At 35.3% G+C, this 14,473-nt stretch carries 15 protein-coding genes; 2 read left to right on the forward strand and 13 right to left on the reverse strand.

Features of this window, described 5'->3' with window-relative positions:
- Nucleotides 1–57: 57 nt before the first annotated feature.
- From Q0947_RS04975 to Q0947_RS05035, 13 genes are all read right to left on the reverse strand, one after another.
- A complete protein-coding gene (locus tag Q0947_RS04975; protein ID WP_299392494.1) occupies nucleotides 58–768 on the reverse strand; it encodes a response regulator transcription factor in 711 nt (236 codons plus the stop codon).
- A gap of 3 nt (nucleotides 769–771) precedes the next feature.
- Nucleotides 772–2,349, reverse strand: a complete 1,578-nt coding sequence (locus Q0947_RS04980) for a HAMP domain-containing sensor histidine kinase (protein ID WP_366915490.1) — start codon at nucleotides 2,347–2,349, stop codon at nucleotides 772–774.
- Between the two features lie 66 nt (nucleotides 2,350–2,415).
- Nucleotides 2,416–3,009, reverse strand: a complete 594-nt coding sequence (coaE, locus tag Q0947_RS04985; RefSeq protein ID WP_299392498.1) for a dephospho-CoA kinase — start codon at nucleotides 3,007–3,009, stop codon at nucleotides 2,416–2,418.
- A gap of 3 nt (nucleotides 3,010–3,012) precedes the next feature.
- Nucleotides 3,013–3,981, reverse strand: coding sequence for a YbbR-like domain-containing protein (locus Q0947_RS04990; protein WP_299392525.1), 969 nt, complete (start codon nucleotides 3,979–3,981; stop codon nucleotides 3,013–3,015).
- The gene (locus Q0947_RS04995) at nucleotides 3,971–4,978 is read right to left on the reverse strand and encodes a glycosyltransferase (RefSeq protein WP_299392530.1); all 1,008 of its coding nucleotides are present in this window, start codon (nucleotides 4,976–4,978) and stop codon (nucleotides 3,971–3,973) included. Before Q0947_RS04995 ends, Q0947_RS04990 begins: the two co-directional genes overlap by 11 nt.
- 146 nt (nucleotides 4,979–5,124) lie before the next feature.
- Nucleotides 5,125–5,940, reverse strand: coding sequence for an SDR family oxidoreductase (locus Q0947_RS05000; protein WP_299392534.1), 816 nt, complete (start codon nucleotides 5,938–5,940; stop codon nucleotides 5,125–5,127).
- A 154-nt stretch (nucleotides 5,941–6,094) separates the two neighbouring features.
- Complete coding sequence (recN, locus tag Q0947_RS05005; protein WP_299392540.1) at nucleotides 6,095–7,747, reverse strand: DNA repair protein RecN; 1,653 nt, start codon at nucleotides 7,745–7,747, stop codon at nucleotides 6,095–6,097.
- A gap of 87 nt (nucleotides 7,748–7,834) precedes the next feature.
- Complete coding sequence (locus Q0947_RS05010; protein WP_299392545.1) at nucleotides 7,835–8,722, reverse strand: DUF4835 family protein; 888 nt, start codon at nucleotides 8,720–8,722, stop codon at nucleotides 7,835–7,837.
- Nucleotides 8,715–9,926, reverse strand: coding sequence for a bifunctional phosphopantothenoylcysteine decarboxylase/phosphopantothenate--cysteine ligase CoaBC (coaBC, locus tag Q0947_RS05015; RefSeq protein WP_299392548.1), 1,212 nt, complete (start codon nucleotides 9,924–9,926; stop codon nucleotides 8,715–8,717). The genes Q0947_RS05010 and coaBC overlap by 8 nt, the downstream gene beginning before the upstream one ends.
- A 5-nt stretch (nucleotides 9,927–9,931) precedes the next feature.
- Nucleotides 9,932–10,264 carry a DNA-directed RNA polymerase subunit omega gene (locus Q0947_RS05020; protein ID WP_299392552.1) on the reverse strand — a complete coding sequence of 111 codons (333 nt, stop codon included), beginning with the start codon at nucleotides 10,262–10,264 and terminating at the stop codon, nucleotides 9,932–9,934.
- 13 nt (nucleotides 10,265–10,277) lie between these two features.
- Nucleotides 10,278–11,093, reverse strand: coding sequence for an outer membrane protein assembly factor BamD (bamD, locus tag Q0947_RS05025; RefSeq protein WP_299392557.1), 816 nt, complete (start codon nucleotides 11,091–11,093; stop codon nucleotides 10,278–10,280).
- Between the two features lie 209 nt (nucleotides 11,094–11,302).
- Nucleotides 11,303–12,181 (reverse strand): 4-hydroxy-tetrahydrodipicolinate synthase, encoded by an 879-nt coding sequence (gene dapA / locus Q0947_RS05030; protein WP_299392560.1) that lies wholly within the window; start codon nucleotides 12,179–12,181, stop codon nucleotides 11,303–11,305.
- Nucleotides 12,181–12,699, reverse strand: a complete 519-nt coding sequence (locus tag Q0947_RS05035; protein WP_299392563.1) for a hypothetical protein — start codon at nucleotides 12,697–12,699, stop codon at nucleotides 12,181–12,183. The genes dapA and Q0947_RS05035 overlap by 1 nt, the downstream gene beginning before the upstream one ends.
- 67 nt (nucleotides 12,700–12,766) lie before the next feature.
- On the opposite strand from Q0947_RS05035, the gene Q0947_RS05040 reads away from it, so the two are divergent.
- Both Q0947_RS05040 and Q0947_RS05045 read left to right on the forward strand, forming a co-directional pair.
- The gene (locus tag Q0947_RS05040) at nucleotides 12,767–13,525 is read left to right on the forward strand and encodes a 5'-nucleotidase (RefSeq protein WP_299392567.1); all 759 of its coding nucleotides are present in this window, start codon (nucleotides 12,767–12,769) and stop codon (nucleotides 13,523–13,525) included.
- 35 nt (nucleotides 13,526–13,560) lie between these two features.
- Entirely contained in the window at nucleotides 13,561–14,472 is a 912-nt protein-coding gene (locus Q0947_RS05045) for a bifunctional UDP-sugar hydrolase/5'-nucleotidase (protein ID WP_299392572.1), read from the forward strand.
- Nucleotide 14,473: the final 1 nt, after the last annotated feature.

A 14,473-nucleotide genomic window follows, 5' to 3' on the forward strand; every position in this document is an offset into this window, starting at 1 on the left:
TTTAAAACAAAAAAAGCCTATCTCAACGATAGGCTTTTTTGCTTGCTCTTATTTTTCTTAATCATTTCGATTGACAACCAATCGGAATCCCTCACCATGAATGTTCAGTATTTCAACAGTCTCATCTGGTTTCAAATACTTTCTTAGTTTGGCAATATAAACGTCCATACTTCTAGATGTAAAATAGTTATCATCTCTCCATATTTTTGTCAATGCCAATTCACGCGGCATCAAATCATTTTCATGTAATGCCAATAGACGCAACAGTTCGTTCTCTTTTGGAGATAACTTAACTGGTGTCTCATCTTTATATTTAAGGAAACGTAACTTAGAGTTCAAATCGAAATTACCAATCTTGAACTCAAATTGTTTACTGTCTGCAACCGTATCTGTAGCTTTACGCTGCATAATGGCCTTAATTTTCATAAGGAGCACTTCACTATCAAAAGGTTTATTAAGATAATCATCCGCACCTACCTTATATCCTTTCAGGACATCCTCCTTCATTGCTTTTGCTGTTAAGAAGATGATGGGAACATCACTATTTTTCTCCCTAATTTCTTTAGCTAAGGTAAATCCATCTTTATACGGCATCATCACATCCAGGATGCAAAGGTCATAATCATCCTTCTTGAATTTCTCAAATCCTTCCATTCCATTCTTAGCATGAACCACATCATAATCGTTCATATTAAGGTAATCTTTTAGGACGGTTCCAAAATTTGGATCATCTTCTACTAATAAAATCTTTTTGTTTTGTTCTTCCATAATTTATGATATTAATGGTAGTTTAATTATAAAAGTGCTACCTTTTCCTTTTTCACTTTCAACGCTAATATGTCCTTGGTGGTCTTCAACCATACGCTTTACATAGGCTAATCCTAATCCATGACCTTTTACGTTGTGTACGTTTCCGGTATGTTCTCTATAAAACTTTTCAAAAACTCGTTTCTGAACTTGTTTTGACATTCCGTTGCCTTGATCGGCTATTCTTACTATTATATTATTTCCTACATTTTCTGTAGTGACATCAATTTTTGGTGGTTCGTCTGAATACTTTATTGCATTGTCTAAAATATTGACCAACACGTTGGTAAAATGAGTCTCATTTGCTAATACTGACGATTTTTCAGCTTTCAAATCTGACTTCACATACCCTTGTCTGTCCTCAACAATCAATTCCACATGACTTATTGCATCTTCAATTAAGTCGTGAAGCTTCACTCTATCTTTACTAATGTTGAGTTCGTTTCGTTCCAGTTTAGATATTCGCAATACATTTTCAACTTGAGCATGCATGCGTTTATTTTCATCCTTTATCATTTGCAAATAACGCGCTGTCTTTTCCTTGTCATCAATCATTTTAGGATTTTTCATAGCATCCAACGCCAAATTGATGGTGGCAATTGGTGTTTTGAACTCATGCGTCATGTTGTTTATAAAATCCGTCTTAATTTGGGATATCTGACGCTGTTTTATAATTTGATAAATGGCATTTGTATAAGCTAAAATGATAATGAGCGTAAATATGATAGACAAAACGGTCATTGTTAAAATGGACGACCATAAAAATTTTCTGCGTTCAGGGAAATTAACATACAACCTAAAATTACTTTCGTTGTCGTTATTCAAGAACATCGGCACACCATACGTTGTAGCCGGATCCAAGTCAAAATTACTTGATTGCACCTTTGTGGCTAAGTCCTTATCATATATTGCAAACTCAAAATCGATCTCAATCCCATTCTCATTTAATTGTCTGGAGAGATATAGACCGATATCTTCTGTAGAAACTCTTTTGTAAATAGGATAATTGTTGAATAAATCGCGATAGCTGACCTCAAACATCTTCTTATCGAGCTCATCCATCCTCTTGTATTCAGTTATAGTTTTTTCAGGAGCTATGCTGATATTATTCTCAAAAGTGTTCTTTTTAAACACTTTAATCTCCTTCTGGTTGGTAATACGGCTGATATTTAAACTATCTAAACCTCCAATGTCAAAGAACAGTGATGGGACCTTAAAACTCTCTTCCAGAATACCGTTTTGATAGATGGTTGTTTCATTGGAAACATCATCATAACTGTATAAAAGAATGCCTCTAATATTAGAGGTATCGGGGCTTTTGCCACTATTAAGCATTTCTTGATACTTATCACTATACAACTTAAATTCCCTGTCTTCAATAAGTTTAGAAACATTACTTAAAGAGCGTTTAACGTTTAATGTAAACTGCTTTTCTTCGTTTTTTAGGGTGTTGTCAATAAAATAAATCTGTACGAAAATGATGCCTATGAGTGACAAACTCATCAGAACAACCAACAAAATGAATAGCTTTTTGCCCATCATTCAAATTTAACATTTTAACATTTAGGAGTAACTTGGTTTAACCTTACCTTAACACATTAAGAAGATTTAATTTTCGGCAATGGTTTTATTAAGATATTGATGAATTATATGCACTTGATCTTTTGTCTGATCTATATCATGATTGGTGATCACAAAATCTGAGTTATTTACTTTCACTTCATCAGACAGCTGATTGTTAACAATCGCCATGATTTTATCCTCAGTTGTGTTGTCTCTTTCCCTTACACGGGCGATTCTTTTGTCTAAATCAGCAACCACTGTAATGATAAAATCATAATGTGAAGCCATGTCATTTTCAAAAATAATAGCCGCTTCTTTCATCACATAAGGCGAATCCTGTTCTGAGGCCCATTGTGTAAAATCTTCCCCTACTTTAGGGTGAACAATAGCGTTCATCTGCTTTAAAAGATCAGCATCTTCAAATATTTTAGAAGCTAAAAACGTCCTATTAAGTTTATTATTAACATATGCTTCTTCCCCGAACAAAGCAATGAGTTCATTTTTGATGGCTTCAGAGGTATTCATCAGCTGCTTCGCCCTTTCATCAGCAATGTATAAGGGAACACCTAAATCCTGAAACATCTTGGCAACTGTTGTTTTACCACTTCCAATTCCGCCTGTTAGTCCAATTATTTTCATAAGTTATTGCATTAAAATAAATTCAACTTTATGCTGTTTTAACCGGGCACTTTTAACAATGCCTGGCACTTTTACTAATTTGGGAATTAAAAATGATTTCTCAGTATTGTCAATATCTTTAAAATTACATTCAATCCTAAAATCGGAAGGTTTGACCGTTTTATAATTGTTAAGACTCACATTATAAGCCACCGGAATGGTTTTAGGGAAATAATTAATATTAGTATCTGCCGGCAGATTGATAATTGTAACAGGGACATTAAAAGTGCCTTCCGTAAATTTCTCAACATCACCTTTAATGCTGATATTTTTATGAGATATTTTGAGCTGTTTTAAAGGCTCGGTCATTTCAATTTGTACTGATTTCTCAATATTTGAATTGATGTTTTTTAATTCCAACCGTTTAGTCGTGACTTCATCAATTTTAGCGATTAATTTTTTTGAACCGATAATTCTAACGGAATCCGGCACCATCTGAATCTTAGATGACATATCATATCCTGAAGCGTAACCAATAGACACATTAGGTTTTACAGGCACCTTTTTAACCGCTAAGGATTGATAAGGAAACCGCAACGTATCAGGCTGAATGGAAATAACATCAACCGAATTTTTAAACCTTGCATTTATTTTGGCCGCATTTTGCCTTGCGCTCCATAAGTAGGTTTTATTTTTTAATGATACGTCCGATTTGAAATCGATCTCAAATTTCGGTTTGTAAAAAGAATATTTAAGCAAGTTAAATCCGTAAGCTTCAACCCCAACTTTCACCTTCTTAGTACTATCAATTTCTACATGATGTTGCTCCGGTACATTTTTGTAAACTATTTCAAACACAATGGTTTCTGTATAGCTTTTAGATAGTTTTGTTAAGGCCCAAAAACAAAATGAAAGCACAAAAAACATCCCGAAAAGGTTTAATTTTCGACTCTTTAATGATTGGGAAAGCTTTGCTTTTAGTTTATTGAACATTTTTAAAAAACAATTTAGGGAATCTTTCTTCTGGGTTTTCTTTTAAAAGTTTGATGGCAACTGTCGATTTCAAAAACCCATATCCATAACCGAAAAACTGAACAATAATTGCGATAACGGATAACACGGCTATAACTACATTTTTTGAACTGATAAGCGCTAGAATAAAAGCGACCATAAAATACAGTATATAAATGTACAACAACCATTCCACATCAAACGCTAACAGCAACAGACTCACTATTAATCCCAATGAGAACATCGTAGGCAACCAGAATATGAAGCGCTCAGATTTTCGGTGCCACAGATTCAATATCGGTCTTACCAAGCCGAATTTATGGACTTGCTGATAAAACTTTGACCATGAAATACGTCTTTTATGGTATACATAAGCGCCCTTAATGAGTTGGGTTTTAAAACCCATATTGGTAAGCCGCAGTGAAAGGTCAGGATCTTCTCCCGGATGAATTGTTCCAAAACCTCCTGATGCTTCAAATGCTTTTTTTGAAATTCCCATATTAAAACTCCTCGGCTGAAACTTCTCCGAGTCCTTTCCTCCACGTATTCCTCCAGTAGTAATAAAAGAGGTCATTGCAAAATTGATGGCCTTCTGTAGCTTCGAAAACGATTCATGTGCCGCATCTGGACCACCAAAACAATCTGTAAAGTTCTCTCTCAATTTTTTATGGACAACCTCAAGGTAATCTTCAGGCAGCAACACATCAGAATCTAGAATAATAAAGTAATTACCTTCCGCACGGGACATTCCGTAATTTCTAGAATCTCCTGGACCAGAATTTTCCTTAACATAATAGCTTATATTCAACTGATCAAATTGGGCAATGACCGATTCTGACGGAATTGTTGAACCGTCCTCAACAATACAGATATGATAATTAAAATCACCTTTGAGTTTCGTAAAGCTTTCTAAAAGCTCACGAATCTCATCAGGTCTGTTGTAAACGGGGATGATAAATGAAAAATGCAATGTTTCCATAAAATACAAAGGTAACGAATCGAAAAATAAATGCGACCTCCCAAAGGCCATTCAAATTTAAAATTATAGCAGCCTATATTGGCAAAAAAAGACCCTTTCAAGCTATTGAAAGGGTCTTTATATAGGTAATTAAACCACTTTTTAAATTATTCTCTAACAAATGCTTCCATAACCTCATTACTAACGCCCATATTGCTAAATCCTCCATCATTGTAAAGGTTTTGCAAGGTTACACGTTTTGTAAGGTCACTAAATAAAGTCACTGTATAATTCGCACAATCTAATGCTGTTGCATTTCCTAAAGGTGACATTTTCTCAGCATATGCAATGAAACCATCAAACCCTTTAACCCCTTGACCTGCTGTTGTAGGTGTTGGCGATTGGGAAATGGTGTTAACTCTTACTTTTTTATCTTTCCCGAAGAAATAACCGAAGCTACGCGCAATACTTTCTAAGTATGCTTTGTTATCAGCCATATCATTATAGTCAGGGAATACACGTTGTGCCGCCATATATGACAATGCAACAATACTACCCCACTCATTCATTGCATCAGCTTTATAAAGCGTTTGCATAACCTTATGAAAAGACATTGCAGAAACATCTGTTCCTTTTTGTGTCCAGTCATAATTTTGGTCAGTATAGTGCTTACCTTTTCTAACGTTAACAGACATCCCGATAGAATGCAATACGAAATCCAATTTTCCGCCCAAAATCTCGGTAGCCTTGGCAACTAAATTTTCTAAATCTTCTATAGACGTGGCATCTGCAGGAATGATTTGTGAACCAGTCTTTTTTGCCAATTCATCAATTTGCCCCATTCTCATTGCAATAGGTGCGTTTGTTAAGACAAAAGTTCCGCCTTCTTCGTGAACGCGTTCTGCAGTTTTCCAAGCAATTGAATTCTCATCTAAAGCTCCAAAAATAATTCCTCGTTTTCCTTTTAATAAGTTGTATGCCATGTTTATAATTGTTTTTTATTTAATGCTAAGCAATTGATAAGTCAAAGTTAATAAAACTTTGAACTTATTGCTCCCTTTTGAATTGTAATTCTTCAATAAAATGATGTGTTCCGCGCCTTAAGTCGCCCTAAAAACAAGACTTCCGATCATATTTTTAATTCAATAATTGTTTTGCATGCTCAATAGCAGAGCTGGACATGTTAAGACCACCTAACATTTGAGCAATCTCTACAACACGTTCATCTGGCGTTAAGCGTTTTAACTGAGTTTGAGTCACGTCATCGACATCTTCCTTAAAGACTTTAAAATGCGTATCCCCTTTAGCTGCAATTTGAGGTAAATGCGTAATGGTGAATACCTGCATAGTAGTGCTCATTTGCTGCATGATAGACGCCATTTTATTCGAAATTTCACCAGAAACACCAGTGTCTATCTCATCAAACATAATTGTTGGTAGTTGGGTGTAATTGGTTAAAATAGATTTTATCGCCAACATAATTCGAGATAACTCCCCTCCTGATGCTGCTTTTTTAAGTTCATTAAATTGTCCGCCTTTATTAGCAGAAAACAAGAACTGCAATTCATCTTTACCATTACTTAAAAAAGTTTCCGACAACTTCAAATCAACATTAAAACGTGCATTAGGCATTCCTAAAGTATCTAAAAGCACTTCTAATTGTTTGATCAAACCAGGAATGGCCTTTTCTCTATTTTTATGAATTTGAGAAGCGTAAGTATTCAGTTGTTTTTCAACCGCCAATAATTCACGCTCTTTTTCTTCAATTACAGCATCTAAGTTTTCCGTAACCGATACCTTTTCTTTAAGTTCATTTTTAATTGTAATCAATTCCGAAACCCCAGCTACAGCATGTTTTTGCAACAGATTGTTGATGACTTGCAATTTGGCATTGACTGTATGTAATCGGTTGGGATCAGCTTCTAAGGCTTCTTGAAGTGTCTCTATTTCAGCAAAAATATCATCCAACTCTATTAAACTGCTGCCAATTCGCTCAGCAACCTGCTTGTAATCTGCAGCATAAGGTGCCAATTTGGACAATTGATTTTTAATTTCCGTTAGTTGTGTCACCACGCCGATTTCAGGATTGCCCAGCAACTCATGACTTGCGGTAAGACGCTCTCCTATTTCCTCAATATTGTTAAGCGTTTCATATTCTTCTTCCAAAGCTTCCAATTCGCCTTCCACCAAATTGGCTTCTTCCAATTCTTTAAGAAGGAACAAATTGTAATCCAACTCCTTCGCGGCTTCAATTTTTTGATTTTGAAACTTCTTTAATTCTGATTTTACTTTTTTGAAGGTCTGTAATTCAACAGCATAATCGTGAAGCAAACCCGAATTATCAGCTAAGGCATCAATGACTTGAAATTGAAAATCATCATTAGTTAATTGTAAGGTTTGGTGTTGTGAATGAATATCCAACAACTGTGCCCCCAACACTTGTAGACTATCGAGGTTTACTGGTGTATCATTAACAAAAGCTCTTGACTTTCCTGAAGGTAAAATTTCTCTTCGGATGATGGTTTGCGGCTCATAATCTAAATCTTCTGTTTTAAAAAGCGATTTCAGATTGTAATTTGCAATATCAAAAGTGGCTTCAATAACACACTTTTCTGAGGGATTTTTAACACTACTCAAATCGGCACGTTTTCCCAATATCAGAGATAAACCGCCTAAAAGAATAGATTTACCGGCACCCGTTTCTCCCGTTATAATAGTTAAACCGTTATTGAAATTGACCTGAAGGCTATCAATTAACGCATAATTTTTTATAGAAAGTGCTGTAAGCATTGTTAGGGTTTTGAAGTTTGAGGTTTAAGATTTTCGCTAATAGAAAATAAATGTTCAACGATAACCTAGGCGAATTAAAATCTAATATTAGAATTTAATTTCACGCCATTTTGAAGCATGTGTAGGTGCTACTTTATTGAGGACATCTTTAATATCTGTAATATTTACTTTTGGTCCGTCGCTGAAAATATCGAGGATTTCATTGGCCTTGGCGTCAAAAAACACACGCATCAAAAATGAATTTGGTCGCCTGCTGTTCATCACTGATAAATCATCAAAAACATCGGCAATAGTTTCTTTGGCTTTTTTATTATTGTCCGCCATTACATCCAAACCGTTACGGTGGTAATTGTACATAACCGTTCTGAATTCCTTAAATGTAGGAGACAACACGTTATCGATTAGCGCAAACCGAGATTGCTGTCCGTCCTCCAATTTCCAACCTTTAAAATTCCCTTGTTGGGAATAATTGGTAATGGTTTGTGCTTGTTTAAAATATGGATCGCCACCATTCAATTCAAAAGTATCTGCATCCAATCCTAAAATCATAAAGACATGGTATGCCAAAACAGACACTAAATTCGATTCAAATTGTGTAGGATTGTACACTAAATTTTGGAACTCTAAATACTGAAATGTAAAATTCCTATCATTAAAATTATAGACTGGAGTGTTATAAGTAGAGTTAAAAACAGGTCTTGAAGATTGCACCTGAATGGTTGCCTGAAAAGAATCGCTGTTGTAATCCAGCACATTAATTACCATACTACAATCAATACGCTCTTGAGGACCAAACGTTTTATTAGTCCATTGCGTGTTATTGATGAACTCCGTTAATTGACGCTCTAATGTTTTAAAAACCTGCACATTTTCATTACCGGTTTGTTGTGCATTGACGACCAAATTACAATTCAACTCTTGCGAAAACATGAGAGAAGTGCAGCCCAAAAAGAATAAAAAGATGAATTTACGCATGGATTTGCTTTATAATTTGATTCATTAAATCTGCAGCGACGTCCTCTTTAGATTTTAAGTCGTGCTCAATGATGTCTTGTGCGTCAGTTATAAAAGTAACTTTGTTAGTAGCTCCTCCAAAACCGGCGCCGTCATCATTTAACGAATTTAATACAATTAAATTTAAATTCTTGGCTTTTAATTTTCCTTTTGCATTCTCCAATTCATTATTAGTTTCTAAGGCAAAACCAACTAAAAATTGATGCGATTTAACTTCACCTAATGATTTGAGAATATCTTGTGTTTTTTCTAATTCAATACTGAAGGATGGATCTTTCTTCTTAATTTTTATATCAGAAACATGTTTTGGTCTATAGTCTGCCACTGCTGCCGAAAGAATAGCAATGTCTACTGATTCAAAATGATCATGAACGGCAGCATACATTTGTGCAGCGCTCACCACTTTAATGACTTTTATAAGACTGTGAGAAACGGTCTCGTGTGATGGTCCCGAAACTAAAATCACCTCAGCACCACAATTGGCGGCCGCTTTAGCAATTTCAAATCCCATTTTCCCGCTCGAATGATTCCCAATAAACCGAACAGGATCAATAGCTTCATAAGTTGGTCCGGCGGTAATAAGAACCTTTTTACCTCTAAGAGGCAACTGACCTAAAATATCCTGTTCAATAAATGAAACAATATCTTCAGGTTCCGCCATTCTACCCTCACCTACTAACCCACTGGCCAATTCGCCACTGGTTGCTGGAATCATAATGTTACCAAAACTTTTTAAAGTTTCGAAGGATGACAATGTGCTTTGATGCTTATACATGTCCAAGTCCATTGCAGGCGCAAAATAAACTGGACATTTAGCTGAGAGATAGGTTGCCATCAACATATTATCACACACACCGTTGGCCATTTTTGCCATCGTATTTGCGGTTGCTGGAGCGATTATAAAAAGATCGGCCCATAACCCCAATTCGACGTGGTTATTCCATGTGGCGTTTTCATCATCGTCATTGACAAATGATGAATACACAGGGTTTTTAGATAAAGTTGAAAGCGTTAAAGGTGTAATGAAGTCTTTAGAAGCAGGCGTCATCACGACCTTTACGTGTGCGCCTGCTTTTATGAATAACCTGACTAGGCTTGCTGTCTTATAAGCAGCAATACCGGCAGTAACGCCTAGGAGTATATGTTTGCCGCTTAAAATTGACATCTTAATTATGCTTCTGTAATATCGTCGTCAGTGTTTCTGAAATAAATTTTATCATCTAACCATTCCTGAACTGCAAGAGCGTGAGGTTTTGGTAATTTCTCATAAAATTTAGACACTTCAATTTGCTCTTTGTTCTCAAAGATTTCTTCAAGACTATCGTTATAAGTCGCAAATTCTTCAAGCTTATCAACAAGTTCTCTACGGATGTCCGTATTGATTTGTTCCGCTCTTCTTGAGATGACAGAGATGGCCTCATAGATATTTCCTGTTGGCGCATCAATTTCATTACGGTTGTAAGTAATAGAACTTACTGGAGCATTGGTCTTTTTTAAATCCATCGTGTATATAAAATTAACTTTTTGTACTATAGGTTTCGATTGCTGCTTGCAATTCTTTATTCATTCTTTCAACCTCCGCAGTATACTGAGATTGTGGGTATGCCTTATTAAAAGCATTATAATATTTTACTGCCGTATTTAAACGGTCTTGTCTTTTACGCTCAATACTATTGATTCCTAGTTTGAACGCAGAATCAAATCTGTAATACATAGCATCTTCTCTAAAGCTTGTCCCAGGATATTCTATTAGAAAATTATCGAACGCTTTTATAGAAGCTTCATAGTCTGCAGACTCAAAATTGGCGATTTTATTGTAAAGCTTTGCAATTTCAAAAGCCTTTTTCTCCAATTTATAATCCAACTCTTTAATTAAGGCATTTGCTTCAGGCAAATACTGAGAATCAGGATAATTATTTATAAACATCTGCAACTTCTCAATAGCTACTTTTGTTTCTTTTTGCTCTTTACTATAAACAGGTGAGAGTTTATAAAAACTCTTAGCCCCTAAAAACGACGCCTCTTCAGCCTTTTCACTTTTAGGATATTGATCTGCAAAACGTTCAAATTGATAGCCCGCCAAGTAGTAATCCTTCATATTATAAAATGAATTGGAGTACATGTACATCAATTTTTCTGCTTGAGGCTTACCTCTATATTGTGGTACAATTTGAGCGAACAATCTATTGGCTTTACCATATTTCTCCGCCTCATATAGGTCTGTACCCATTTTAAATTTTGTAGCAATATCCTCAGATTTCAAAGCCTTTTGATATTCACTACAAGAGGAGAGTACTACTGCGATCAATAAAGTATAACAAATGTTTTTCATCCAATAAATGTTCTTCTTTGTGTTTTTAAAATGTAATACCTGATTAAATATGGTCATAAATTAAAGATATGTTTAATGGTACTCCTACATTTTAAACAGAATGCAAAAGTACACATTTATAACGTATTATAAAACAAAAAATTTTAAGCTAAAATAAGTGTTGAATTCAAGCGAGATGGACGTTTAAGTAATATTTAACGTTTCTTCTCCTAATTAAGAAGCGCAACACTTTTTTTGATTTTCGATTTCAAACCTTCTGTAGCTTCAACCAATGGTAATCTTACAGTAGCTTTTGCTAATCCAAGCGCCTCAAAAACAGCTTTTATACCAGCAGGATTGTTTTCTTCAAATATTTGAGCCGTAACATCCATTAACTTAAAATGAATTGGGTACGCTTCTTTTGCTTTTCCTTCCAATCCAAGACGAATCATGTGTGAGAATTCTTTTGGTAATGCTTGACCAATCACAGAAATCACTCCTGCTCCACCAGCTAGCACAACACCCAAAGCCAAATCATCATCTCCAGAGATAATCAAAAAGTCATCGGGTTTGTTTTTGAGAAGTTGTAAATATTGCCCCACATTATTGCCAGCTTCTTTTATCCCTATAATGTTCTTAAAGTCCTTAGCCAGTCGCAATGTGGTTTCAGGTAACATATTTGACGCGGTTCGTCCTGGAACATTGTAAAGAATAATTGGAATTGGTGAAATTTCAGAAATTGCCTTAAAATGTTGGTAAACCCCTTCTTGTGTAGGCTTCGTATAATATGGCGATACTGATAAAAGCGCATCAATCCCCTCTAAATCCGTAGTCTTTATTTCTTCAATAATTTCCGCGGTATTGTTACCTCCAATCCCTAGAACCAACGGCAACCTTCCATTATTTGCCTTCTTTATAGTAGCTGTGACATCCTTCTTTTCCTGTTTAGAGAGTGTAACACTTTCTGCAGTAGTTCCACAAATGACCAAATACTCAGTGCCGTTGTCAACATTGTAATTTACAATGCCTGCAAGAGCTTCATGGTCAATACTCAAATCAGATTTGAACGGTGTAATCAATGCCACACCTGTTCCAAGGAATTTTGTCATTATATTTTATTTAATATGGTTAAGTACTTTTGAAGTTCGGTTTTAAATACAGCAAACTGATCTGTCTGAACATCCAATATGAAATCGTACAAACGATCATCTACATCCGAAAGTCCAATTTTGAAATTTGCTTTTGAAAGTGCTGATGCCATTTTCAATTCTAAGGCATCATTTTTATAAAAACTTACAAGGGCATCAAATTCTGTATCCAAAAAGGCTTGAAGTTCTACATGCTTGACTGTGCCATTCCAACCAAAATCTTTTTTGCTGAAATAATTACCCCACAATTTATCGGCCTTCTTTTCGTCTTCAACAAAAATTATAATGGTGATTTTTGGAAGTTTCACTCCCAATTCATTGAAGAATTTTTTAAATCCTTCAGCATCAGAAAATTCACGAGCATCGAGGATTACACCAACAGATTCTAATTTTTTATTACTAATTGCAACATTTTTAGAGCTTAATAGTCTGTTTGTGATTTTTTGAATGGATTTTTCCCTAAATGCCTTTAAAATCATTTACTTTTGTTTTGACAAAGGTACTAAACACGCCACATTTATCAATTAACATTTTACAAGTTATTCAATGAAATTTAAATTTATTTTTTTGGTTTTGGGACTGCTTTTAGGCATCTCTTGTAAAACACCTTCATCTGTTTACAAAATTGAAGGCAAAAACTTGATCATCACTGATAGCTTACAGAATAACGCCAGCATTGAAAGTTTCATTAAGCCTTACAGAGAACATATAAATAACGATTTGGATAGCATTTTAGGTTATTCAGTGGACACCTACTCTAAAGCTGACGGGCACTTAAACACCGCTATTGGTAATTTAATGGCAGATGTTGTCTACCAACAAGCAGATCCTGTGTTATTTGCAAGAACTGGTGCACATATTGATTTTGTACTACTGAACCATGGCGGCATCCGTTCTATCATATCAAAAGGACCAATTACTAAAAGAACAGCCTTTGAAGTGATGCCTTTTGAAAACTCCATCGTAGTTTCAAAATTACCAGGGGCACATGTTCAAGAACTTTTAGAATATCTATCGAAAGCCAAACGAGCGCATCCAATATCAAAATTAAAAATACTATTGAACAAAGATGGTAAAGTGGTTGAAAGCTCTATAAATGGAACTCCAATCGACTTCAATAAAACGTACTATATTGCCACTAATGATTACTTAATAAATGGCGGCGACGGCATGGACTTTTTTAAAGGCAGCGAAGAGGTTATTGTTTTAGACTATAAAATAAGAAATGCATTAATTGATTATTTTATGAAAACTGACACGATAAATCCTGTCGCAGATGACCGATTTATTCAATTAAAAGATTAACTCCCCATTCTATAATTATATTTTTTATTAAAGTTATGAAAAGAAGAACATTCATTCAGCAAACAACAGCAGCAACAGCATTGGTAGGACTGGGAGGATTGGGTCTACAATCATTTGCAAGCAGCCCTAAGAAAATTACAATTTTGCACACCAATGATGTCCATAGCCATATTGACGCTTTTGGACCTGAAAATGGCCGAAATCCTAATCAAGGTGGCGTTGCACGAAGAGCTACTTTAATTGAAAGCATTAGAAGGGAGAATCCTAATACCTTGCTATTGGATGCAGGTGATATTTTTCAAGGCACGCCCTATTTCAACTATTATGGTGGCGAACTTGAATTTAAGTTGATGAGCATGCTAAAGTATGATGCTGCGACCATCGGAAATCACGATTTTGATAATGGCTTGGAAGGTTTATTTGCGCAGTTGCCGCACGCAAAATTCGATTTTGTAAGTGCCAATTATGATTTTTCAAACACCATAATGGACACCCATTCAAAACCGTACAAAATATTTGTAAAGGATGGGATTAAAATTGGTGTTTTTGGTTTGGGCATAGAGCTTGCAGGTTTAGTTGACAAGCAAATGTATAAGGAAACTGTTTACCTCGATCCAATTGAAATTGCCCAAGACATGTCGCGCATATTAAAGGAAAACGAAAAATGTGATTTAGTAATTTGCCTATCGCATTTAGGATATAATTACAGAAACAACGTTCAAAAACCTAGTGATCTTTCTGTTGCAGCAAAAACGAAAGATATTGATTTATTCATAGGCGGACATACACACACTTTCCTTAAAAAACCTACCATTGTAAAAAACAGTGTGGGTAAAGATGTGTTGGTAAATCAAGCGGGCTGTTTTGGTCTTAACCTCGGTAAAATAGACTTCTATTTTGATAGTGACAAAAACAAATCGGCAGATGGTGTTTCAATTTTAGTCTAAC

It is taken from the genome of uncultured Gelidibacter sp. (assembly GCF_947500795.1).
Lineage (GTDB): Bacteria > Bacteroidota > Bacteroidia > Flavobacteriales > Flavobacteriaceae > Gelidibacter.

Bases quoted from the DNA above. Each gene is read 5' to 3' on its own strand.
- Q0947_RS04975 (WP_299392494.1), bottom strand. From the start codon at position 768: ATGGAAGAACAAAACAAAAAGATTTTATTAGTAGAAGATGATCCAAAT.
- Q0947_RS04980 (WP_366915490.1), bottom strand. From the start codon at position 2,349: ATGATGGGCAAAAAGCTATTCATTTTGTTGGTTGTTCTGATGAGTTTG.
- coaE (WP_299392498.1), bottom strand. From the start codon at position 3,009: ATGAAAATAATTGGACTAACAGGCGGAATTGGAAGTGGTAAAACAACA.
- Q0947_RS04990 (WP_299392525.1), bottom strand. From the start codon at position 3,981: ATGTTCAATAAACTAAAAGCAAAGCTTTCCCAATCATTAAAGAGTCGA.
- Q0947_RS04995 (WP_299392530.1), bottom strand. From the start codon at position 4,978: ATGGAAACATTGCATTTTTCATTTATCATCCCCGTTTACAACAGACCT.
- Q0947_RS05000 (WP_299392534.1), bottom strand. From the start codon at position 5,940: ATGGCATACAACTTATTAAAAGGAAAACGAGGAATTATTTTTGGAGCT.
- recN (WP_299392540.1), bottom strand. From the start codon at position 7,747: ATGCTTACAGCACTTTCTATAAAAAATTATGCGTTAATTGATAGCCTT.
- Q0947_RS05010 (WP_299392545.1), bottom strand. From the start codon at position 8,722: ATGCGTAAATTCATCTTTTTATTCTTTTTGGGCTGCACTTCTCTCATG.
- coaBC (WP_299392548.1), bottom strand. From the start codon at position 9,926: ATGTCAATTTTAAGCGGCAAACATATACTCCTAGGCGTTACTGCCGGT.
- Q0947_RS05020 (WP_299392552.1), bottom strand. From the start codon at position 10,264: ATGGATTTAAAAAAGACCAATGCTCCAGTAAGTTCTATTACTTACAAC.
- bamD (WP_299392557.1), bottom strand. From the start codon at position 11,093: ATGAAAAACATTTGTTATACTTTATTGATCGCAGTAGTACTCTCCTCT.
- dapA (WP_299392560.1), bottom strand. From the start codon at position 12,181: ATGACAAAATTCCTTGGAACAGGTGTGGCATTGATTACACCGTTCAAA.
- Q0947_RS05035 (WP_299392563.1), bottom strand. From the start codon at position 12,699: ATGATTTTAAAGGCATTTAGGGAAAAATCCATTCAAAAAATCACAAAC.
- Q0947_RS05040 (WP_299392567.1), top strand. From the start codon at position 12,767: ATGAAATTTAAATTTATTTTTTTGGTTTTGGGACTGCTTTTAGGCATC.
- Q0947_RS05045 (WP_299392572.1), top strand. From the start codon at position 13,561: ATGAAAAGAAGAACATTCATTCAGCAAACAACAGCAGCAACAGCATTG.